This window comes from Dyadobacter sp. AC419 (assembly GCF_979253085.1).
In genome coordinates this window covers 352507-373960 of record NZ_CEEDCD010000019.1, presented here as the reverse complement: position 1 = coordinate 373960, position 21454 = coordinate 352507, and the positions used below count along the sequence as shown (strand labels likewise).

The window sequence follows — 21454 nt, the reverse complement described above, 5'->3', positions numbered from 1 at the left end:
GACTCGCAGCATCGCCAAACTTTGCAATGTGCGTGGAAACCGTTAACATTGGAGACTTTGTTTTTGCAACCTGATCTCCTTGAATGAATATGGTCTTTGATAATGACCTGAATGAGAGCATTGGCATATACGAGCTCGATCACACGAATTACAATCTGGTTTTTGAAACGCAGGCGACCGATATGACTTTTATCTGGAATGTCGGGACGCGAATGGACATTACCGTTGACAAAGTGCCTTACAGCCTTTCGCAAAACCAGATTATTTTTCTAACAGAATTTCACCACATTGACAGCATTGACCTGCAAGCTGCCAGAATGGTGCGGTTTAATCAGCCTTTTTACTGCATTGTAAATCATGATAATGAAGTCGGCAGCAAAGGGTTTCTGTTTTTTGGAGCATCGGGCATTCCCATTGTTTCGGTGGAAGGGGATCTGGTAAGGGATTTTGAGGTTTCATGGGAGATCTTTTGCAGTGAAATGCGTCAGTCGGATATTTTGAAAAAAGACATGCTGCAAGCGATTTTGAAACGCATGCTCATTCTTTCTGCCCGCATCCTGCGTAAGTCCACTAATTTTCACAAGCTCGAAATGGGTCAGAGCGACGTGATCCGGGAGTTTAATTATCTTGTAGAAAGGCATTTTGCAGCCCATCATGACGTGGCTTTTTATGCCGAAAAGCTTAATAAGTCGCCAAAAACCATTTCCAATCTTTTCGCCATCGTTTCCAACCGCGGCCCGCAAACGATCATCCACGACCGCATTATGATCCACGCCCGGCGACAGATCGGTTACTCCAATTTATCCATCAAGGAAATCGCGCACGAGCTTGGTTACAGCGACATTCAGACTTTCAGCCGCTTTTTCAAAAACAAAGAAGGCATGTCCCCTCTGCATTACCGGGAGAAATTCGGGCAAATAAACCGCGCAAAAGGTAAAATTGACAACTATTCAGGAATTGCTGTCTAACGTTAAATCCAAATAATGGTGCAACTTTGATACATGAAACCAAGCAGGTTTCTCACTCAAAAAATAGCATCATGAAAAAAGTAGCAATCAACGGATTTGGCCGCATCGGACGCGCCGCCCTCAAAGTAATTTTTGAAACAAACGACCTGGAACTGGTTGGTGTCAACGACCTGATGAGCATTGAAAATGCGGCTTATCTGCTCAAATATGACAGCAATTACGGCAAATACGAAAAAGACATTAAGGTTGAAGGCGACACGCTGCTGATCGACGGAAAATCCATCAAATACACCAGCATCCGTGACATTGAAAGTCTGCCCTGGAAATCACTCGCAGCAGATGTTGTCATTGAAAGCACAGGAATTTTCACTAATCAGGCGGATGCCGAAAAACACATTGCAGCCGGCGCGAAGTTTGTCGTTATTTCTGGTCCAACCAAAGACACACCGACTGTTGTTCATGGCGTAAACACGGAAGACGGAAAAGTGGCTGTGTTCTCTTGCGCGAGCTGTACAACCAACAACATTAGTCCTATTATCGAGATCCTGGGCCGTAGACTTGGCATCAAAAAAGCCATTCTGAACACAACCCACGCATATACAGCTTCGCAAACACTTGTGGACGCACCATCCAAACGTGAACCGCGCATGGGCCGTGCGGCTGCGATTAACCTGGCACCAGCAGCAACCGGCGCAGCGGTGGCGACGACGAAAGCATTGCCTCAATATGCAGGGAAATTTGATGGAATTGCCGTGCGGGTTCCTGTGCCGGTCGGCTCCATTTCGGACATCACATTCATTGCCGAACGTCCGACCAGCATTGAAGAAATTAATCAGATATTAACAGAAGAAGCAGCCACTCCGCGCTATGAAAAAGTGGTGGCTGTGACCGACGAACCGCTGGTTTCCAGCGACATTGCAAAAAGCCCGTTCGCGGCAACCGTGGATCTGGAAATGACAAGGGTTGTAGATGGCGATCTGGTAAAAGTAATGGCCTGGTACGACAACGAATGGGGATTTACCAATCAAATGATCAGACAAATCCAGTCTATATAATCAAAGGCGGCTACGGCCGCCTTTAACTTTTTACCATCATGAATTATTCAGCACTCGCGTTTTCGGACGGCATTAAGGCGATCCAGGAAAGAATGGGCAGCCGCGGCGCATATGAAAGGGTTGAAAAGATGAGCTTCGTCGAAGGCATTACTTCCGTTGAACAAGGCTTTATCAATCAAATGGACAGCTTTTACATTGCTTCATACGGCGCTAACGGGTTTCCTTACATTCAGCACCGCGGCGGACCGAAAGGATTTATTAAAGTGATCGATTCAGAAACCATCGGCATCGTGGATTTTAGCGGAAACAGGCAATATATTTCGGTTGGGAACATTGCCAAAAACGCGAATGTGTCGCTGATCCTGCTCTCCTACCCGCTCAAAGCGCGGTTAAAAATTTATGCAGAAGCAGAGATCGTGGAAATCCATGATAATCCCGAATTGTTTGATCAATTGAAACCAGAAGATTACAAATTCAAGCCTGAGCGCATGATGCTGTTCCATATCAAAGCCTACGACTGGAACTGCCCGCAACACATCACACCAAGATACACTTTGGCCGAAATAGGCGAAATCAACGATGCAAAGGACGCATACATTTTGCAATTGGAACAAGAACTGGCGGTGTTGCGCGCAAAGTGAATCTGTGTTCGGGCCGTTTGTGCTTCGGCTTTTTTCAAATCTCCGGAATGTGTCAAAGAACCCGGATTTTGTGTCAAACGCACTTCACCTGGCAGCGATACCTTTGTAGTGTATTAAAAATCAAAATATCATGTCAAAAATAATTCTTATTACCGGCGCATCTCGTGGATTTGGTAAACTTTGGGCAAATGCACTTTTAGAACGTGGCGATAAAGTTGCCGCAACCGCCAGAAAAATTGAAGATCTGAACGACCTTGTCGAAAAATATGGTGATGCTGTTCTCCCGATCCAGCTGGATGTAAATGACAGAGAAGCCGGATTTGCGGCAGTAAATAAAGTAAAAGCACATTTCGGTCGCATCGACGTCCTGATCAACAATGCAGGATTCGGTCTATTCGGTGCCATTGAAGAAACCACGGAACAGCAGGCACGCGCTCAGATGGAAACCAACTTTTTCGGATTGCTATGGATTACGCAGGCGGTTACTCCGATTATGCGCGAGCAGCGGAGCGGTCACATTATCCAGGTTTCGAGCTTCCTTGGCTTGGTAACACTTCCGGTTCTTGGAATTTACAATGCATCAAAATATGCAGTGAACGGTTTGAGCGAAACGCTTGCAAGCGAAGTTAAAGACTTCGGCATTAAAGTGAGCTTGATCGAACCAAATGGCTTTTCAACAGACTGGTCGGGCGCGTCGGCCGCGCAGACTGAACCACTGGAAGCATACGCACCACTGAAAAAAGCATTCTCAGAAGGCAATGCGCCGGACAGCTGGGGCAAGCCAGAAGCGACCACGGACGCGGTTTTGCAACTGATCGATTCTGAAAATCCTCCGCTTCACTTTTTGCTTGGAAAAGTCGCTTATCCGGGTGTAAAACAAGTTTACAGCGAAAGATTAGCTGAATTTGAGGCCTGGAAGGAAGTTTCTGCCGAGGCACACGGACATTGATCAACTAAAAGCTAAAAATGGTAACACAATCTGCAAACCAATTCGGGCGGATTGTGTTACACATATGATAAAGCGTTCAAAGATGAAACATTACAAAAACCTGAGTGACTTGCACCGTGATAACGGTTTTCCGCCAACTGAAAATCCGCTGTTCAGCATTTATCAATGCAATGGCCAGTGCTCGATCGGAGCGGAAGAGTTCACGACTGACTTTTATATGATCGGCTTCAAAAAGTTGAAGTCCGGCGTCATCCTTTACGGCCGCACCAAATACGATCACGACCGCGGTTCGATGCTTTTTGTAAAACCGCGTCAGATCATTGAAATGAAAAACCTTCATCTCGATGAAGACGGATTTCTGATGTTCATCCATGAAGATTTCCTGAATGGCCACCCGCTGCACAACGAAATCAAGAAATATCATTATTTCGATTACGAGACCAACGAGGCCTTGCACGTTTCCCCGAAAGAGGAATTGACGGTCTGGGATTTATACCGCAAAATTGAAACTGAATATCAAAATAACGTGGACGAATTCAGTCGCGAGATTATTCTGGCGAATGTTGAAACCTTGCTGAAATATGCGCAGAGGTTCTATAAACGGCAATTTATCAACCGTTCTGAAATCTCGGGCAAAACCGTAAGCCGGTTTTTGGAGGAGATGGACAAATACGTTTCCAGCGGATTTCTCACGGTCAAAGGGCTGCCTTCCGTTCATTATATGGCTGAGAAGCTGGCCATTTCAGCGGGCTATTTAAGTGATGTTTTAAAACAGGAAAGCGGGAAAACCGCACTCGAACACATTCACATTTACCTGATATCGGAAGCCAAAAACCGCCTCAGATCAGAGGACAGCACGGTTTCGGAAATTGCTTATGCATTAGGCTTTGAGAATTTGTCCTACTTCTCACGTTTGTTCAAAAAAGAAGTAGGCCTAACGCCTGTTTTGTTCAAAAAGCAAAGCCTGAATTAATCCTTCTCCACGATCCAGCGGTTCACTGCATTGTATTTTCCTTCCAAAACGATCTTATAAAATCCTTTTGGAAGCTTGCTGACGTCTAATGTGGCTTTTCCATCCGCAACCGGGAGTTGTTTCATCAGCATGTAAAGGTCACTTCCGCCGGTTTCAAACTTGTTCGTAACAGCGAGCCAGATTTTCACTTCACCTTCTTTTTCCTGCGGCGTCCAGCTTAGGTTAATGTTGTTTGCCTCTTTATTTACGACAAGATCTGTGACAGAAACTTTGCCGGTGAGTGGAATGCCGTCCAATTCAAAAAGCTGCTCTTTCGGGATTTTGAGGTCCAAGTGCCGCGCCATGGTCGGCATAATGTCCACGATCGCAGGAATCTTTTTGTTCTGAGCCGATTTGGTGAAATAAGAGTTCAGGTCTTTCGCATTGGTAACAATCCAGGTGCTGCGTTCGGCATCCGACTGACCGCCGTGGTTCTTACCCGCCGGTTCTGCACGGCCGTGGTCTGTTGTGATAAATATCTGCCAGTTTTCTCCATGCTTATCCTGTCTGTCTCTGATCGCCGCCCAAAGCTGGCCCATTTGCGTATCCATTCTTTTCACCGCATTAAAAAACTGCTCGCTGTTGCCATAGCGATGGCCCATATCATCCGTAAATTCCAGATAAACCCATGAAAGATCGGGCGCTTCGTTCTTGATGTGCATTGCGGCTTCGTCCACCACTTTCCCGTCGATTTTGCTGATGTATTCTGCATTTTTATCGTGGGGAAAATTAATGGTGTCCAGCTCAAATCCGTCGAAAAAATAATCTGTTTTCATCATCCCGGTCTGCGGCAAGCCAGTTCCGATCAGCTTCGTGCGGTTATCAAGCCAGGTTGAATATATAGCCGTTTTTTTTGGCAGGATACGCCTCCCGAAACAAACGGAAAATCGTATAATAATGATAATTCGGCGCCTTAATGTCATTATCCCAAACATTGTGCTTATTCACCCAGGTGCCCGTGAGCAGGCTGTTGTAACCCACTGCTGAAATGGTCGGGGTTTGTGAATAAGTGCTTTTTTCCCCGCCTACATAAGCGCGCGTCATGCCGCCCACTTTCGCAATTGCATCCAGATTTGGCGTTGCAACCTTTTTCAATTGCTCATAGGAAATGCCATCGACGATTACAAAAAGTGATTTATTTTTACCGTTCTGCGCGAAAGCCGGGCTAACTAATAAGAGAGCAACGTGGAGGAAAAAACAATCGTTTGGAGGACATCGGGTTTATCTGTTTTATTTCAAATTCGTCTTGTGCCAGCAAAAGTAATGCAGTTTATGATTTCCCCGCCAAATCTCTCAAATTTCACATTTTGGTAACATTTCCTTGCCCTTAACGTAACACAACGAAACTACTTTTGCGGCCGTAATTGGCTTTTGTCCGATTGAACCAAAATTTTAGATGAAGAAATTAATCAGCATTTTCACTTTCTCTTTTTTGTCACTGGGCACATTATTCGCCCAGGATTCCCATGTCATCCTCATCAGCATTGACGGACTGCGTCCTGAGTTTTATAAAGATCCGAGCTGGTCAATGGTGAACCTGCGGCAGGCCATGAAAACAGGCTCATCCGCGGACGGTGTTACCGGCGTTTTTCCGACGGTAACCTACCCTTCTCACACGACTATGGTTACGGGCGTGAAACCAATCAAACACGGCGTTTATTACAACACACCTCCTGAACCTCTGGAAGTTACAGGCAAATGGATCTGGGATTACAAGACGATTAAAGTGCCAACAATTTTTAGTGCAGCCAAAGAAAAAGGTTTAAAAACTGCTTCCGTTTTCTGGCCCGTTTCGCTGGGCGGTCCTGCTGATTATAACATTCCTGAATACTGGTATTTACCAAAAACCAAGGGTGAAAAGCGCGATATGATGCATGCATTATCCGACAATTCTTTTCCAAAAGGCTTTTTTGAAGAAGTGCAAGACAATGCAATCGGCAAGCTGGAAGAGATTGATTTTGACGGAGATTACCTGGGCATTGACGATAACCTCGCTCGCACAAGCGGATACATTATCCGCAAATACAAGCCATCATTCCTGGCGCTGCATTTGGTTGCGGTCGACCATTTTGAGCATGAAGAAGGCCGGGACGGTGACAAAGTCCGTGCAGCGCTTTCCAGTGCTGACCGGGCAATCAAATCCATTATGGAAGCCGTTGAAAAAGCGGGACTTAAAGATAAAACAACATTCATAGTCGTTGGTGATCACGGTTTTGTAGACATTCATTCGTCCATTGCGCCGAACATTCTGCTGGCACAAGCAGGTCTTTATGATCCGAATAACAAGGAAAACTGGAAGGCTTATTTCCACGCATCGGCCGGATCTTCATTCCTGCATTTGAAAGATCCAAAAGACACCAAAACTTTGCAGGCCGTAAAGCAGGTCCTTGACAAACTGACTCCCGCGCAAAAAGCAATGTTTGATATTAAAGATCGTGCTGCACTCGGCGCAGTAGGCGCCGATCCGAATGCCGCGCTCGCACTCGCTCCGAAGCAGGGTTTTACATTCAGCAGCGCAGCAACAGGTGATTTGATCAGACCAGCAAGCGGTGGCACACACGGATTTTTTCCCGATTCAAAGGAGATCCAGACAGGTTTCGTAGCATTTGGAAAAGGCATTAAGCAAGGCACGGTTATTCCTGAAATGGGCTTGCAAGACATTGCGCCACTAATCGCGAAATTGCTCAATATCGAATTTCCATCGGCTGACGGAACGCTTTACCCGGGCTTACTTGCTAAGTAACGTAATTGCTAGATCTGGTCGTCCGGAATCTGTTCAAGAGGCAATAATATAACGATTGTCGTTCCCTGCCCGATAATGGATTTGGCCTTAATGGCGCCGTAATGGTGAGAAATAATTTGCTTCGATAAAGCGAGCCCGAGACCCGGCCCCTTCGCATTGGCATCGAGTTTGTTCAAAAGTCCAAAGACATAATCCTTGTACTTTTCGTCAAATCCGATGCCATTGTCGGTGAAGTTGATCTTGATATGGTCAGTGTATTTAAACTTTGCCAAATGATTTTGAAAGGCATTTTCCTCCGTGACAACAGCGTTCACCTGAACGAGTAATTTGCGGTCGGGAGACTTGTTGTTGACGGCATTGCACAAGATCTCGTAAAACACCCGTTTGATCTGTCTTGCCCGTCCTTCGAAATCTGGCATATGACCAATTTCGAGATCAAAATCAATGTTACCTTCTTTGCTGATCAGCTGTTCGCGTGCCTGTAAAATGAGTTCTTCCGGTTTGAGCAGCGTTATCGGATCATCCACATTGCTCACTTGCACAAAGTCTAGCAATGAAGCCATCAGAAACCGCAAACGCACAATGGATCGCTTGATTACGGCCAGATGATCATATTCGTCCGCGTCCTGCGGAATCTGTGTTTTTCTTAAAAAAGTGTCAAAGAAAAGGCTGATCTTACGGATCGGCTCCTGCAAATCGTGCATCAGCACTTTTCCCATTTGCAAATATTCGTCGCTCCGTTCCCTGAGAATGGATATTTTTCGGTCCAGTTCAAACTGATTTAATTCAAGCTCATCTTTAAGCTTGTTCAACACTGCATTTTCTGCCAATGCTTTTTGTTGCGAACGGTTGATTTCCCGAAGCTGCTCCTCATATTTCTGGCGCTCCCAAACGGGCGTAAATGCGCAGCCATAACATGGCTCCTCATTGTAAAGCATTGATTTAGCATTGGCCATTACCGGGATCGGACTGCCACGCTGCGTCTTTAATGTCAAAAATATTTCGGTAACCTCTCCCCGCAGTCTGAGTAATGGCAGAAAGTGTGTTTGATGGAAAATACGGCTAGATATGGTCATCGCCACTTCCACGTTTTTGCCCTGCATGTGGTCCGGCTCGCAGCCAAGCGCGGAGCACAATGTTTGATTAATAAATGTAATGGTGCCGGCTTCGTTGAAAATGACGAAGCCAACGGGTAAGTCCTGCAGTATTTTTTCAGCTTGTTCCAACAGCGAATGGTTAAGATTCCAGGAATTCCTTCATAAAGGCAACGGTCTCTTGCGGAGCGCTCAGATGCGGGCAGTGCCCCGTGGCCTCCATGAGCCTGTAACTGCTTCCATTCATTTGATTATGCAAAAATTCGCCAACCTCCACCGGCGCAATGATATCTTCGGAACATTGCAAGATCAAAGCTGGATGCCGTACTTTTCCCAGATCACGCCTGTTGTCAGACAAGAAAGTAACTTCAGCAAACTGCTTGGCGATGACCGGATCGGTGGAACAAAAGCTTTCGGTTAGCTCTTCGCTCAACTCGGGACGATCATCATTTTTCATCATCGCTGGTGCGAGGAAATTGGCCCAGCCAATGTAATTTTTCTCCATAGTGACCAGCAGCTCATCAATATCGGCTTGCTGGAAACCTCCAATATATTCGTGGTCATCAATATAGCGAGGAGACGGCCCGACCAGGATCAGACTTTGAAAAAGATCCGGTTCTTTGATGGACGCCAGCAAGCCAACCATGCAGCTTACAGAATGTCCTACGAAAATGCAGTCCTTCAAATTCAATGTATGACAAATGTCCAGAATATCCTGCGCATAACCGTTTAAACTGCTGTAACGCTCCTGGTTATAGGACGCAATATCTGAGCTGCCGCTTCCGACGTAATCGAACAAAACGATTTTGTAGTCGTTTTCAAATGCGGGCCAGATGTAACGCCACATTTGCTGTCCGCAGCCAAAACCGTGAGCAAAAATCATCGGTTGTAATCCCTGGCCAAAGACTTGAATATTATTTCGCCTGAAAACGTCCATAAGGGCAGAATGCTATTTATACTTGAAAGAAAGGCAATTTCGCCTTAAAAAATATCTTTTTAATGTTGTGGCTTTCCGGCGCTTACAAGTTAATCCCCTTTTAATTCAAACAGGATCAAATCGGTAAATAAACCTTGAAAGTCGCCCCTTTCCCAGGACTGCTGATGGCTGTGATTGCACCGCCATGGTTGATCACAACCCTTTCACTAATGGCGAGCCCGATGCCTGTTCCTGCAAATTCCGTGCGTCCGTGCAGCCGCTGAAAAAGCTGGAAAATGCGGTCCAGATATTTTTCATCAAAACCAACCCCATTATCGGAAATGGAAATGCAATGATAAGCCAGCGCGGAACGGACCGGCTTCACATTCGCAGGCAATTCCACCATTGCAAACTTCTCACTGCGGATCCGAATGAATGGCACGGCTGGCGCACCGAATTTATCTACCCGACTGAATTTGATGGCATTGGAAAGCAAGTTTTGGAAAAGCTGCGTAAGTTGAGGTGCATCGCCGATCACAACGGGCAATGCCTCCACCCTGATCTGCGCACCTGTTTCTTCAATCGTCAGTTCCAATGTCGACAGCACCTGATTGATCACATCTTGCAGCGGAACGGCCTTATTAACATCCTGATGCGTGGAAATTCTCGAAAAATCAAGCAGATCATCAATTAGCGTCGACATGCGACCGGCTGCTGCCTGCATGCGCTGCACATAATGTGAGCCGTCGCCAAGGGAATCGCCATAGCGCGTCATCAGCAAGCTGCTGAACTGCTGAATTTTCCTCAACGGTTCCTGCAAGTCGTGCGACGCCACGTATGCAAATGTTTCCAGGTTGTTATTCGAGCGGATCAGGTTAATGTTCGCTTCCTCCATCCGTTCGTTGATCGCTGCATATTCGTCATTGCCAGCAGCGAGCTCTTCGTTGGTGGACGCCAGTTCTTCATTCATAGCAGCCAGCTCTTCGTTGGCGGCTTCCAGCTCCTGTGTTCGTTCGTGCACGAGCTGCTCCAAAGCCCATTGTGTCTGCCGCTGCTCCGTCAGATCGCGCATGCTGCCCACCAACTTGTCGGGCCGGCCGTCTTTATCAAAATACATTTTTGCCTGCGCTCGCACAACCCTGTGCTTGCCTGTTACCTGTGTTACAATCGTGTAGTCTTCGTCCAGGAACGCGGTTTCGGGTGAAGCTGCCCTCGCGACGGCCGCTTGCAGTCTTTCCCGGTCGTTTTCGTGAATTGGGTTGTACAGATTTTCCAGGTCAATGTAATCATCCTTAAACTCGAACAGTTTTTTGAGCCGCTGAGAATAAATGGTCCTGCCCGTTTTCATGTTCAATTCCCAGATCCCCATGTCTGCAATCTCAATTGCGCCCCTCAAAGTGGATTCTTTTTCCGCTAATGCCTCCTGAAACCGGACTTGCTCGGTGACATCGATTGCAATGTCCAGTATGCCGTAAATTTCCCCGGAAGTGTTGCGCAGCGGCGTGTAAGAAATGTTGTAATAATTATCATTCAAAACGCCATTCTGGACGATCTTGACCAGTGACGCGGGTGAAATGAAGGGGATGCCTGTGGCAAAAACATCGTCGAGGATCTTCAAAAACGGCTGCCCTTCCGAGATAAGTTCAGGCATGGCTTCGCGAAGCGGCAGTCCTTCCACACCAGGCCCTTTTCCAACAATGTCTATAAAAGTCTGATTCGCGCTGTCAATGACGAGGTCACGTCCGATAAAAAGACCGATCCCCGCCGGTGCAGCAGCGATTATCCCTCGCAATTTTGTTTCTGTTTCTTCCAGCTTTTTACGCGCAAGCACGAGATCGGTCACATCCGTCGCCGCCTGAATTACGCCTGTAATAATGCCGCCTTCCCATAACGGCCTGTAAGCCAGGTTATAATAATGCTGATTAATAACCTCTGCCCTGCTATGGGTTACCAATATTTCTTTTCCGTCATAATGTGCGCCTTCTTCATAAGCACGCTTCACTTGCTGCCAGGCAAATTCACCTTCCAGCTCAGGCATAAACGACAGAAAAGGGCGGTCAACAACCTCGGGACCGCGTCCTATCAGTTCCATCATCGGCGGATTGATCTGTTCAACAACATACTCACCGCCACGCACGACCAGGATCGCACTGGGTATTTGCTGGATAATATTTTTGATGCGGGTTTCACTTTCCAGCAGTGCCTCGCTCTTTTTAACAAGCTGCTCCTGCGCCTTCACGGTTTCAGAAACATCCTGCGCCACACCGCCAAAGCGATAAACCTCACCGGCATCATTGAAATAAGCGCGTCCGTAGAATCGCAACCATCGTAAAAGTTCGTCATCGACTCCGGTTACCCGGAAAGTCTGGTCGTAAAACCCATTTGAGTCTTGCCTGAGAGCAGATTGAACGGCTTCGCTAACGCGGGTAATGTCTTGGGGATGAATGTTTTGTATTACTTCAATGTATGTCAGCTTGCTGTCGGTCGTCATCCCAAAAAGCTGGCGGCACTTTTCGTCCCAAAAAACCTCATTGGTAACAGGATCAAGTTCCCAGACGCCGAGTCCGGCAGCCTCTAAGGCAAAATCGATGTCGAGTCGCTGATTGAGCGTGCGTGCAAAATGTCGCGGCTGTGGGTCGCCATTCATTAGTAATCGGTGGTTGTTGTGTTATCGTTAGCGTAATTAACCGCTGGAAAATACTAAAAAATTGTTCCTTCGGCTGATCACAGCAAATGATTTAGTTAAATCTTGGTGACAATGTTACAATTTCCTGCTATTATGCATTTAACATTTCATTCTTGGGAACATTGACGAGCCACCATTCTAATCTTAGGCGAAGATTTGGAAAACTGACAAATGGCAGTTATATTTATGCCATAATGTAACAATATGGACTCAGTTTTTGAAAGTGACTTTTCCCGTGGCAGCTTTGAAGTGATTCAGCAAGTTCGTTCGGGAGTGCAAAGAGGAAAGGCCGATGAGATTGCTCAGCGGTTTGGGTTGACGGACAAAGAACTGGCCCCAATCCTTAATCTTTCCGAACGCACCTTGCACAGGATACGGCCTGATGCGCTTTTGGACAATAATTCTTCTGAAAGGCTTTTGTTACTCGAACAGCTTCTCAGTCATGGTTTGGATGTTTTTGATGACAGAGCCGACGTGTTGGGTAGATGGCTGAGAATCCCGTTATCAGAGCTTCGTCAGCAACCTCCCCTCGCACTGCTTGACACGACAACAGGCTTCGGCATGGTGCACACTGTTTTAGGGCGAATTGAGCACGGCATTTATGCCTGAAAATATCGTAGTAAATTTAGCCAATGCCCATCCTACTATGGTTTATCGCCTGGTTAAGGAGCGATTTATTGACACGCCACTTTCCACAGAAGGAGCCAGGCGTTATGGCGGCAGATGGAATCCGCCTGGAAAAGGCATTCTTTACACGTCGACAAGTCCTGAACTTGCGCTGCTCGAACAGTTGGTGCACTTGCCCGCACTTTCCTACGCTGACCTTCCCAGGTTATTCCTGATCACACTCGATTTACCAACATTCCCGGAAATCGTCGAAAATCTGTCTCCCAACTGGCGCAATCCTGCTTACTATCAAGACAATTATCAATCGCTAAAAAATTGGCTTAATAATCCGGATCCAATGGCGCTCAAAGTGCCGTCAGCGGTTGTGGCTGCATCATATAATGTGTTGCTTCATCCAATGCACAAAGATTACGCTGACATTGAAGTTTTAAACATCGAGCCTTTCCTTATAGATCCGCGCCTGTGGCACATTAGCTAAGCGTTACGGCTGCGCATTCTGAACATCGCAACCATCTTACAGATCACTATACAAAAGGATACCACTATCCTTTTGTATACTACTATCTTTTTAATATTGAATGTATCTAGCTTTGTAGTGTCAAGCAAATCATCTGCTTCACGACAGCGAAAATTAGTTTAGAACATAAAATTTAAGAAGATGTCAAAGACCATTTGGAACGTAGATGCATTGCATTCAGAAGTTCAATTCAAAGTAAAACACCTTGTTATTTCAACTGTAACAGGTTCATTCAAATCATTCAGCGGCATTGTGGCTGCGGATGAAGACCGGTTTGAAGATGCGGAAATCAATTTTACGATCGATGTGAAAAGCGTGGACACGGGACAGCCGGGACGCGATGAGCATTTGCGGAATGCTGATTTCTTTGAAGCAGAAACCTTTCCGCAATTCACTTTTGCATCAACATCATTTACAAAAGTGAAAGGTGATCTTTATAAGCTCGTTGGTAATCTGACGATCAAAGGAATCACGAGGGAGGTGGAATTCGAGGCGGAATACGGAGGAACGGAAAGAGATTTATACGGCAATCTCAAAGTTGGTTTTGAAGTAACAGGAACCATCGACCGAAAAGATTTCAATGTAACATTCAATGCATTAACTGAAACCGGCGGACTCGCGCTGGGCGAAAAGATCAAGGTTATATCCAACATTCAGCTCGCAAAAGCGGCTTGATTCAATGTGAAGTGTGCCGTCTTGGAAACCGGCACACTTCATGTTCATTGGCAATAATATTAAGCTCTTTTTGGCCCTACGGAATCATATATGACCACTTTTTCCCAGAATTGCGCATAATTGTTCCGGAAATCATCGTGGATCGGATGCTTCTGATAAGCCTCTTCATCTGCCGGGCTGTCGAAAAAGCATAGCCATGAATATGCGTAGCTGCGTTCGATCACTTCGCGGTTTGTGCCTGCCGGCGTGCCGATGTGAACCATTTTAATCGTCGGACATTTGGCCAGCTTGTTCAACCCCTCCAGTAATTTCTCCTTATCAGCAGCATTACCAGGGTTTTTAAGGTAAAAAAATACGTGGTGTATAAAAATGTCCTTCGGTGCGAACTCTGCTGATGTGCCGCCAACCAGCCCGGCTGCAAGGGTGCTTTTAACGAAATTTCTTCTTGATTGCTGCTTCATTTTTTATTTGGTTAAATTAATGTTGGATCAAATATTAAAATAGACTCGCGTATTCCTTCGGCATCGCATTCAATTCTTTGATAAAAATATCACGATAAAAAACTTCCGCAGCTTCACTTTGCAGCTGGATCTTGCCGCTGATCATGGGCACTTCTTTGCCTTCCGGCGTAATGTAACGCGAGTTATTCAGCACCATCACGACGTGCCCGTTTACAATGTGCAGGCTTTTTCCTTCATAGCAGATCAGTTCCAGATTTGTCCATTCTCCGGCGGGACTTTCGTGATTGGCTGAACGCATGCAATAGTAATCCGAGCCAGTTTTGAATGTGCCAAAAGGCTGTTTATGGTCGGCAACGCGGTTCATCACACCCTCTGATTGGAAAGAGCGGATATCGATCGCGGAATTGGCCTGGCACCAAAAATCGCCCATATGCCCTTCCATAATCTGAAATTCTTGCGAAAGCATCCATGAGCGCCAGTATTCGGCACCGGCTTCGCCATTGGAATGATATAACACGCCCGAATCTCGAAGCTTGTCCTGCCGCGGGTCATACTTTTTTTCTCCCCATTTTACTTGCAGTTTGAGGTGATAATTCTTGTAACTCTTGCGTGTAAACAGGCAGCCGTATGTTTCTCCGCTGACACGCAGCACCGGCGCGCCGGACTGATTTAATAACGAAAACACTTTCCCGTTATCCTTATTATATCCAATGGGCGCAATGGGCGTACCCGATTTGTCAGTTGGTATTTTTCCATTGTATCCCGGTTTGTGTGCATAGCTGAGATAATTTTCCCATTGGCTGAGCTCTTTGTCGAGGAGTGGCGTCCACTCATCGGCTTTACGCATCGAAAAAGGGAGCATATGAATGCTATTCCTGATAATAAGATAAAAGTTCGTCTCATATTGGTGACTGTGTTTGCCGTGTAACTGATTATACGAAAGCAAATTTAGAGAACGCTTTGCCAGCCCTATTGTAAAAATCCATTCTTAATTGGTAGGTTTATGACAATCTTGATAATCCTATGAAACGATACATTCTCCATACGCCGTTTAGCATTTATCATTTCGAAGCCGTCACCTGGGTGCACTCGGTTCATAAGCACACGTATTTCGAAATTATTTTTATACTGAAAGGAAATGGCATCCATCGCATTAATGGTAACGCCTTTGAATATGCGGAAGGCGACGTGTTTCTTTTGGGACCCGAGGACTTCCATCATTTCGACATTCACGAACAGACCGAATTCAGTTTCGTGCGCTTCAACGAATCGATCCACAAGCAGCTGCCCGGCGATAAGGAACATCCGTGGCAACCCATTATCCGCGGACTGCTGAACACATCTTCGCAAAGCAGGGGTTCCATCGTGACGGATAAGCAGGAAAAAGAAAAACTGCACCATTTGCTGCATGTCTTGGAAGCAGAATCGGCCAATGATCAGGCGCAGTATTTCGAAATTATCCGGGATAGTCTGATGCGCAGCATGCTCATTATTCTGGCGCGCAGCTTGTTTAGCCAAACGCAAAGCAGACCCGTTTTGAAGGATTCAATTGAGGCCATTCTGATGCATATCCGTCGACACATTTATCAGCCGGAAGTTCTTACTATCGAACATTTGGCTGAAACATTCCATTATTCCCCTGCCTATGTCAGCATTTTTTTCAAAAAACACACCGGGGAATCTGTCAAACAATATATTATCAAACACAAGATCAAGCTCATCGAAGCGCGATTGCTTTACAGCCAGCTGCCGCTGAGCGACATTGCGCACGAGTTTGGTTATACGGACGAAAGCCATCTTTGTAAGCAGTTCAAAAAATACACAGGAACCTCACCCATTTTGTTCAGGTCCCGGGCTTGACATTTCCCGGACTTTTTCGAGGTGTACGCTTGTATCACAAACGTCCGTTTTCGAACAGAAATTGACAGGACATCTTCGCTATATCCTTGATTAAAAGTTGGTTAAATAAAGGCACGAAATTTTTCCTAGGTTTCGTTTGACTACCCGATTAATCTAATAAAATCTGTTTTTATTAACCTTTTTTACGCCAGGATCATGATTGGAAGCTATTTCAAAACGTCGGGACGCAGCCTGATGCGCAACAAACTTTTCTCGTCTATCAACATTGTTGGCCTCGCCGTCAGCATGTCCGTCGGGTTACTCCTGATTGCCTTCGTGCTTGACCTTCTTTCTTATGACAAGTTTAACAAGCATGGGAAAAGGATTTATCGCATTACAAATCTTGCGACATTCAAAGGTGAAAAAAGTGCTAAATACGGCACCACTTCCATCAAAACGGGCAAACTGATCAAGGAAAAAGTGACCGGTGTGGAAGAAGTCGCAACCCTGCGCAGCGATTTCCAGCAGGATGCGCGGGTCGGCGATCATGTGCTTCCTGTGAAGGGATTTTGGGCCGAATCTGCGATTTTCCGGATCATGACATTGCCGATGCTGGAAGGCAATCCGGAGACGGCGCTGAAAGATCCCTACTCGATCGTGCTCACGGAAACGGCGGCAAAAAAGCTCTTCGGCGGCCAATCCGCAATTGGCAAATCGATCCAATTCGATACGCTGGATTATCAGGTTACCGGCGTCATGCAGGACGTGCCTTTCTTTTCGCACATTCATTTTGAAGCATTAGTTTCCCTTTCAACGGCCCGCCAGCTCAATTTAACCGACAAAAATTTTGAAGACTGGTCAAACATGTGGTCCAATTACGTGTATCTGCTGCTTCCTGAAAATGGTGATTTAACCAAAGTACAATCCCAGCTCAACGCGCTTGCGAAGGAAGAAAACGCAGGCGAGCAAGACACCAAAATCCAACTCGAACTGCTTCCGTTATACGACATTGTGGTTGGCGAAAATCTCAGCCGGACAATGGGTGCATCAGGCCCGCATATGCCTCCGGTTGTGCTCTGGATATTGGGCGCGCTTGCATTCATCGTGATCTTATCGGCCTGTTTTAATTACACCAATTTGTCCATAGCGCGTGCTATGCGGCGTTTTAAGGAAGTTGGCTTGCGAAAATCCATCGGTGCCGGAAAAGCCCAGGTGCGACAACAGTTTCTGGCCGAAGCGATCATGATTTCCCTGGCTGCGCTTCTTTTGTCATTCTTCCTGTTTCTGTTCATGCGGCCGCAGCTGATCAACATTGCGCCCGAAATGCAGCAATTAGTAAAGCTCGACCTTACCCCGACCACGGTCATTGCATTCATCCTCTTTTCGGTTGCCATCGGTGTGCTTGCCGGTTTTATGCCAGCCATGTTTTTTTCAAAAGTCAGTGCCATTCATGCCCTCCGAAATGTGGCCGGTCCAGCAAACGGTTTGGGAAAAAAATTTACAAACGGAATGATCAGACGTGCGCTGGTTGTGGTTCAGTATACGGTAACATTGATATTTATAACCGCCACCGCCGTCGGCTATGTGCAGTACAAAAATATCCTAGCCTTCGACCTCGGCTTCCATACGGAGAACATTCTCAACATTGATATGCAGGGAACAAAACCGGATGCGCTGCTAAAAGAACTGAGCGAGATGCCGGAAGTCACTGCCCTGTCGCGCTCCATGATCATTACCAGCGTGGGCAATGCCTGGGGCGGATACATAAAATACAAAGATTCCCGCGACTCAGCGCTGGTGATGACCAACCAGGTCGACGAAAATTACCTGCCGCTCCATGGTTACAAGCTCCTAGCCGGTGAAAATTTCGTCACGCGTCCCACAACCGGAGCAGGCGCACGCGAGCTGATCGTGAACCAGCAGTTCCTGAAACGGTTCAACATTGATAGCAGCGATCCTGAAAAAGCGATTGGAAAAGAAGTGACTTTCAGCAACTTCGCAGTGAGCGGACGCAGGATGAAGATCGTCGGCGTGATGAAAGACTTTCACTATGGCAAGGTCGACAACCTCATCGGGCCGGTCGCGTTCATGCCCTGGTCACCGGACGACCGCACCATCATCAATGCGAAAATACAGAGCAAGGATATGGAAGCGACTATGGCGAAAATTGAATCGACCTGGAAGAAAATTGACCGTGTGCATCCGTTCGAAGCGCAGTTTTATGACGAATCCATTGAAGAGGCTTACAGCGAATTCTCTATGATGATCAAGATCATTGGGTTCCTGTCGTTCCTCGCCATTTCCATTGCTTCGCTTGGCTTGTTTGGCATGGTCGTGTTCACAACGGAAACGAGAATGAAGGAAATCGGCATCCGGAAAGTAATGGGTGCGAGCTCGGGAAATCTGGTGTTTTTACTGAGCCGCGGTTTTCTGATGCTGCTGTCAATTTCGGCACTCATCGCGTTGCCGGTGACTTATCTTTTTTTCGAAAACTTTGTTCTCAAAAACTTCCCTTATCATACGCCCGTGCAAATCGCCGAGCTCTTTGTTGGACTCGTTACGGTGTTGCTCATTGCGTTCATAATGATCGGCTCACAAACCATGAAAGCGGCAAGAAGCAATCCGGTGGACATTCTTAAAAGTGAATAATGAGCATCAGTTTGTCATGGAAATGGTCACTTTTCCATGACAAACTGATACAAATAAGGGGCTTTGTGCGCGCCGCCGTTATATTGCTTTTCCAGCCTTTTTAAAATATCGAGGCCCAGCATCTTGCGCTGAAAACTGGACCTGCGCAGCTTTTGCCCGAGAATTGTCTCGTATAATTTCTGCAACTCCCCCATTGTGAAAGCATTAGCCAGCAACGGCGCCGCCCAGCTTTTATAACCGCCCAGGTTTCTGTACAGATCCGCCCTTAATGTTTCCAAAGCCTTTTGCACAATTTCTTTATGGTCGAGCATCAGCTCCGGCAGGTTTTCCAGCGTATGCCACACGCAGGTGTCGGCCAGCGGATCGGGTGTCGGGGCGGCTTTGCTGAAATCGATTAATGCATAATAGCCCACCGAAACAAAGCGCCGGAGCAGCCAGTGGTCATCCGTCGGGCTCATGCCTTTTGCCTCCATAATCGTCCTGAGCGGAGTCTGATCATAGCGGCCAATATCACCGAATGTGTGAAATTGTTCGAGGTAAATGTCCGAAAGTCCGGTCCGCTCAGACAGCACGCGCCGCGCAGCGTCATCGAGGTTCTCCTGCGTTTTGACGAACCCGCCGGGCAGTGCAAACAAGCTTGTATTGCGATATTCGAGGACCAGGATTTTCAACTGAAATTGATCAAAACCAAAAATCACGAAATCCAGGGCTAAGCCAGGCAGATAACCAGTTCCCGCTTCGTTTTGCTCTAATGGCACATTTGTTTCAGGCATTATATCAAAATTTGATGTGCAAGTTAGAAAAAAGGAAGATTGTCAATTTAATTTTTTATTATTGTTCCACAATGAGACAATATAGATTTTATTCGTCGCATTGCCTTTTCTAATCGTATGCATTTTCTCAAATTAAGATGAAAACAATTTTTATTACCATGCTGTTGGCGCTTCAAATGATGCAGGTCGCCACGGCTCAATCGAAAAAAGCGACCGCAGCGCCTCAGGCCAAAACTGCCAATGGAACCGTGGAAGGCCTTACCGAAGCTTCGGGCATCCGGTCGTTCAAAGGCATTCCATTTGCTGCACCGCCTGTGGGTGAATTCCGCTGGCGGGAGCCGCAACCTGTGAAAAACTGGCAAGGCGTTCGCAAGACCGATAAGTTTGGCCCGCGTGCCATGCAAAATCCGGTTTTCGGTGATATGGGCTTTCGTTCAGACGGAATGAGCGAGGATTGTTTGTATCTGAATGTTTGGACGCCCGCTAAGTCGGCGAGTGAAAAACTGCCGGTTCTGGTTTATTTCTACGGCGGCGGATTTGTAGCCGGAGACGGTTCAGAGGGTCGTTATGACGGAGAAAGCATGGCAAAAAAAGGCATAGTGAGCTTAACGGTTAACTATCGTCTGGGTGTTTTCGGATTTTATGCATCGCAGGATCTTACCAAAGAATCACCGCATCACGCATCCGGCAACTACGGATATCTGGATCAGGCGGCGGCATTGGCCTGGGTAAAACAGAACATTGCAGCATTCGGCGGAGATCCGGAGAAGGTGACCATTGCAGGAGAATCGGCAGGATCGCTGTCTGTAAGCGCTTTGATGGCGTCACCACTTTCCAAAAATCTGTTTAGCGCAGCCATCGGCGAAAGCGGATCTGTGCTCGGTACGCTGCCTCCCGTTCCCTTGGCGCAGGCAGAGCAGGCTGGCGAAAAGTTTAACGAACAGGTTGGCAAAAAAACATTGACAGACATGCGCGCAATCCCGGCTGAGGAATTGTTGAAAGCCACGGCTGCGCCAGGCGTTTCCAGATTTCTTTCTTCGGTGGACGGCTATTTTTTCACTGAATCACCGTTGAAGACATTCCGCGAAGGAAAGCAATCACAAGTTCCTTTGCTTGCAGGCTGGAATTCGGAGGAAATGAATTACAGAATGATCTTAGGAAAAGAAGCTCCGACGCTTGAAAATTATACAAAAGCCGTTCAGAAATTATACGGAGAGCAAGCGGACAAGGTTTTGAAAGAATATGCGGCAGCCTCCGACGCAGAAGTGGAGCAAGTGGCAACGGATCTGGCGGGTGACCGTTTCATCGGCTTTGGCACATGGAAATGGATTGACTTGCAAAGCAAAACGGGTGGAAAACCTGTTTATCGCTATTTATACGGCCGTCCGCGCCCAGCCATGAATGCTGAAATGGGCAATGTGTCTGCTAACCTGGCCGGCGGCGTTTCCAAAAGCACCGACGCGGCTGCAAAAGCGCCGTTGCCAAAAGGAGCAGTGCATTCGGCTGAAATTGAATACGCAATGGGAAACCTTGCGCTTAATAAAGTTTACGCCTGGACGCAGGAAGACCATAAAGTATCGGCAACGATGCAGGAATATTTTGCCAATTTTATCAAAACAGCAAATCCTAACGGCAAAGGCTTGCCAGAGTGGCTTCCTGTGAAAGGTGAAGGAGACGCGAAATACATGTATCTGGACGTCGACAGCCGCCTGGAAACTGAAAAACACAGAGGACGTTACATACTGATAGATGCGATGGCTGCAAAAGAATAATTTGCAACCCCCAATTAAAAAAGGCTCTTCCGGCGATGTTGGAAGAGCTTTTTTGATTTTTTTAAATTGAATGTTAA

At 46.7% G+C, this 21454-nt stretch carries 20 protein-coding genes; 12 read left to right on the top strand and 8 right to left on the bottom strand.

Annotated elements, in window-relative coordinates; genetic code table 11:
* Window positions 1-83 precede the first annotated feature (83 nt).
* The 5 genes from AC0IYG_RS15130 (at window position 84) to AC0IYG_RS15110 (ending at window position 4586) form a co-directional block, all read left to right on the top strand.
* A complete protein-coding gene (locus AC0IYG_RS15130) occupies window positions 84-968 on the top strand; it encodes a helix-turn-helix domain-containing protein (protein WP_471711899.1) in 885 nt (294 codons plus the stop codon).
* Window positions 969-1039: 71 nt separating this feature from the next.
* Entirely contained in the window at window positions 1040-2023 is a 984-nt protein-coding gene (locus tag AC0IYG_RS15125) for a type I glyceraldehyde-3-phosphate dehydrogenase (protein WP_471711898.1), read from the top strand.
* Between the two features lie 38 nt (window positions 2024-2061).
* Window positions 2062-2664: a pyridoxamine 5'-phosphate oxidase family protein gene (locus AC0IYG_RS15120; protein ID WP_471711897.1), complete on the top strand. Its 603-nt coding sequence runs from the start codon at window positions 2062-2064 to the stop codon at window positions 2662-2664.
* A 130-nt stretch (window positions 2665-2794) separates the two neighbouring features.
* Window positions 2795-3613, top strand: coding sequence for an SDR family NAD(P)-dependent oxidoreductase (locus AC0IYG_RS15115; RefSeq protein WP_471711896.1), 819 nt, complete (start codon window positions 2795-2797; stop codon window positions 3611-3613).
* A gap of 82 nt (window positions 3614-3695) precedes the next feature.
* Window positions 3696-4586, top strand: coding sequence for a helix-turn-helix domain-containing protein (locus tag AC0IYG_RS15110; protein ID WP_471711895.1), 891 nt, complete (start codon window positions 3696-3698; stop codon window positions 4584-4586).
* Here the strand turns inward: AC0IYG_RS15110 and AC0IYG_RS15105 are convergent.
* Together AC0IYG_RS15105 and AC0IYG_RS15100 are read right to left on the bottom strand one after the other, a co-directional pair.
* Window positions 4583-5404, bottom strand: coding sequence for an alkaline phosphatase family protein (locus AC0IYG_RS15105; RefSeq protein WP_471711894.1), 822 nt, complete (start codon window positions 5402-5404; stop codon window positions 4583-4585). The two genes, AC0IYG_RS15110 and AC0IYG_RS15105, sit on opposite strands and share 4 nt — an antisense overlap.
* A 43-nt stretch (window positions 5405-5447) precedes the next feature.
* Complete coding sequence (locus AC0IYG_RS15100) at window positions 5448-5720, bottom strand: hypothetical protein (RefSeq protein ID WP_471711893.1); 273 nt, start codon at window positions 5718-5720, stop codon at window positions 5448-5450.
* Window positions 5721-6021: 301 nt separating this feature from the next.
* On the opposite strand from AC0IYG_RS15100, the gene AC0IYG_RS15095 reads away from it, so the two are divergent.
* Window positions 6022-7368 (top strand): alkaline phosphatase family protein, encoded by a 1347-nt coding sequence (locus tag AC0IYG_RS15095; protein ID WP_471711892.1) that lies wholly within the window; start codon window positions 6022-6024, stop codon window positions 7366-7368.
* 8 nt (window positions 7369-7376) lie between these two features.
* Here the strand turns inward: AC0IYG_RS15095 and AC0IYG_RS15090 are convergent, their stop codons facing one another.
* From AC0IYG_RS15090 to AC0IYG_RS15080, 3 genes are all read right to left on the bottom strand, one after another.
* Window positions 7377-8594: a PAS domain-containing sensor histidine kinase gene (locus AC0IYG_RS15090; protein WP_471711891.1), complete on the bottom strand. Its 1218-nt coding sequence runs from the start codon at window positions 8592-8594 to the stop codon at window positions 7377-7379.
* Window positions 8595-8604: 10 nt separating this feature from the next.
* Window positions 8605-9345 (bottom strand): alpha/beta fold hydrolase, encoded by a 741-nt coding sequence (locus AC0IYG_RS15085; protein WP_471711890.1) that lies wholly within the window; start codon window positions 9343-9345, stop codon window positions 8605-8607.
* Window positions 9346-9514: 169 nt separating this feature from the next.
* Window positions 9515-12025 carry a PAS domain-containing sensor histidine kinase gene (locus AC0IYG_RS15080; protein WP_471711889.1) on the bottom strand — a complete coding sequence of 837 codons (2511 nt, stop codon included), beginning with the start codon at window positions 12023-12025 and terminating at the stop codon, window positions 9515-9517.
* A gap of 243 nt (window positions 12026-12268) precedes the next feature.
* Here AC0IYG_RS15080 and parS point away from each other — a divergent pair, with 243 nt between their 5' ends.
* The 3 genes from parS to AC0IYG_RS15065 all read left to right on the top strand — a co-directional run bounded on the left by parS (window position 12269) and on the right by AC0IYG_RS15065 (window position 13883).
* Entirely contained in the window at window positions 12269-12673 is a 405-nt protein-coding gene (gene parS, locus AC0IYG_RS15075) for a type II RES/Xre toxin-antitoxin system antitoxin (RefSeq protein WP_471711888.1), read from the top strand.
* Between the two features lie 37 nt (window positions 12674-12710).
* Entirely contained in the window at window positions 12711-13169 is a 459-nt protein-coding gene (locus AC0IYG_RS15070) for an RES family NAD+ phosphorylase (RefSeq protein ID WP_471711887.1), read from the top strand.
* A gap of 180 nt (window positions 13170-13349) precedes the next feature.
* The gene (locus tag AC0IYG_RS15065) at window positions 13350-13883 is read left to right on the top strand and encodes a YceI family protein (RefSeq protein WP_471711886.1); all 534 of its coding nucleotides are present in this window, start codon (window positions 13350-13352) and stop codon (window positions 13881-13883) included.
* 59 nt (window positions 13884-13942) lie between these two features.
* Here AC0IYG_RS15065 and AC0IYG_RS15060 read toward each other — a convergent pair whose 3' ends face one another.
* Both AC0IYG_RS15060 and AC0IYG_RS15055 read right to left on the bottom strand, forming a co-directional pair.
* Window positions 13943-14344: a Dabb family protein gene (locus AC0IYG_RS15060; protein WP_471711885.1), complete on the bottom strand. Its 402-nt coding sequence runs from the start codon at window positions 14342-14344 to the stop codon at window positions 13943-13945.
* Between the two features lie 34 nt (window positions 14345-14378).
* Window positions 14379-15206: a 3-keto-disaccharide hydrolase gene (locus AC0IYG_RS15055; RefSeq protein WP_471711884.1), complete on the bottom strand. Its 828-nt coding sequence runs from the start codon at window positions 15204-15206 to the stop codon at window positions 14379-14381.
* Between the two features lie 161 nt (window positions 15207-15367).
* Here AC0IYG_RS15055 and AC0IYG_RS15050 point away from each other — a divergent pair, with 161 nt between their 5' ends.
* Both AC0IYG_RS15050 and AC0IYG_RS15045 read left to right on the top strand, forming a co-directional pair.
* Window positions 15368-16204 (top strand): helix-turn-helix transcriptional regulator, encoded by an 837-nt coding sequence (locus AC0IYG_RS15050; RefSeq protein WP_471711883.1) that lies wholly within the window; start codon window positions 15368-15370, stop codon window positions 16202-16204.
* Between the two features lie 195 nt (window positions 16205-16399).
* Window positions 16400-18832: an ABC transporter permease gene (locus tag AC0IYG_RS15045; RefSeq protein ID WP_471711882.1), complete on the top strand. Its 2433-nt coding sequence runs from the start codon at window positions 16400-16402 to the stop codon at window positions 18830-18832.
* Between the two features lie 26 nt (window positions 18833-18858).
* Here AC0IYG_RS15045 and AC0IYG_RS15040 read toward each other — a convergent pair whose 3' ends face one another.
* Window positions 18859-19605 carry an NUDIX hydrolase gene (locus AC0IYG_RS15040; RefSeq protein ID WP_471711881.1) on the bottom strand — a complete coding sequence of 249 codons (747 nt, stop codon included), beginning with the start codon at window positions 19603-19605 and terminating at the stop codon, window positions 18859-18861.
* Between the two features lie 137 nt (window positions 19606-19742).
* Here AC0IYG_RS15040 and AC0IYG_RS15035 point away from each other — a divergent pair, with 137 nt between their 5' ends.
* Window positions 19743-21377, top strand: a complete 1635-nt coding sequence (locus AC0IYG_RS15035; protein ID WP_471711880.1) for a carboxylesterase/lipase family protein — start codon at window positions 19743-19745, stop codon at window positions 21375-21377.
* The last annotated feature ends 77 nt before the right edge of the window (window positions 21378-21454 follow it).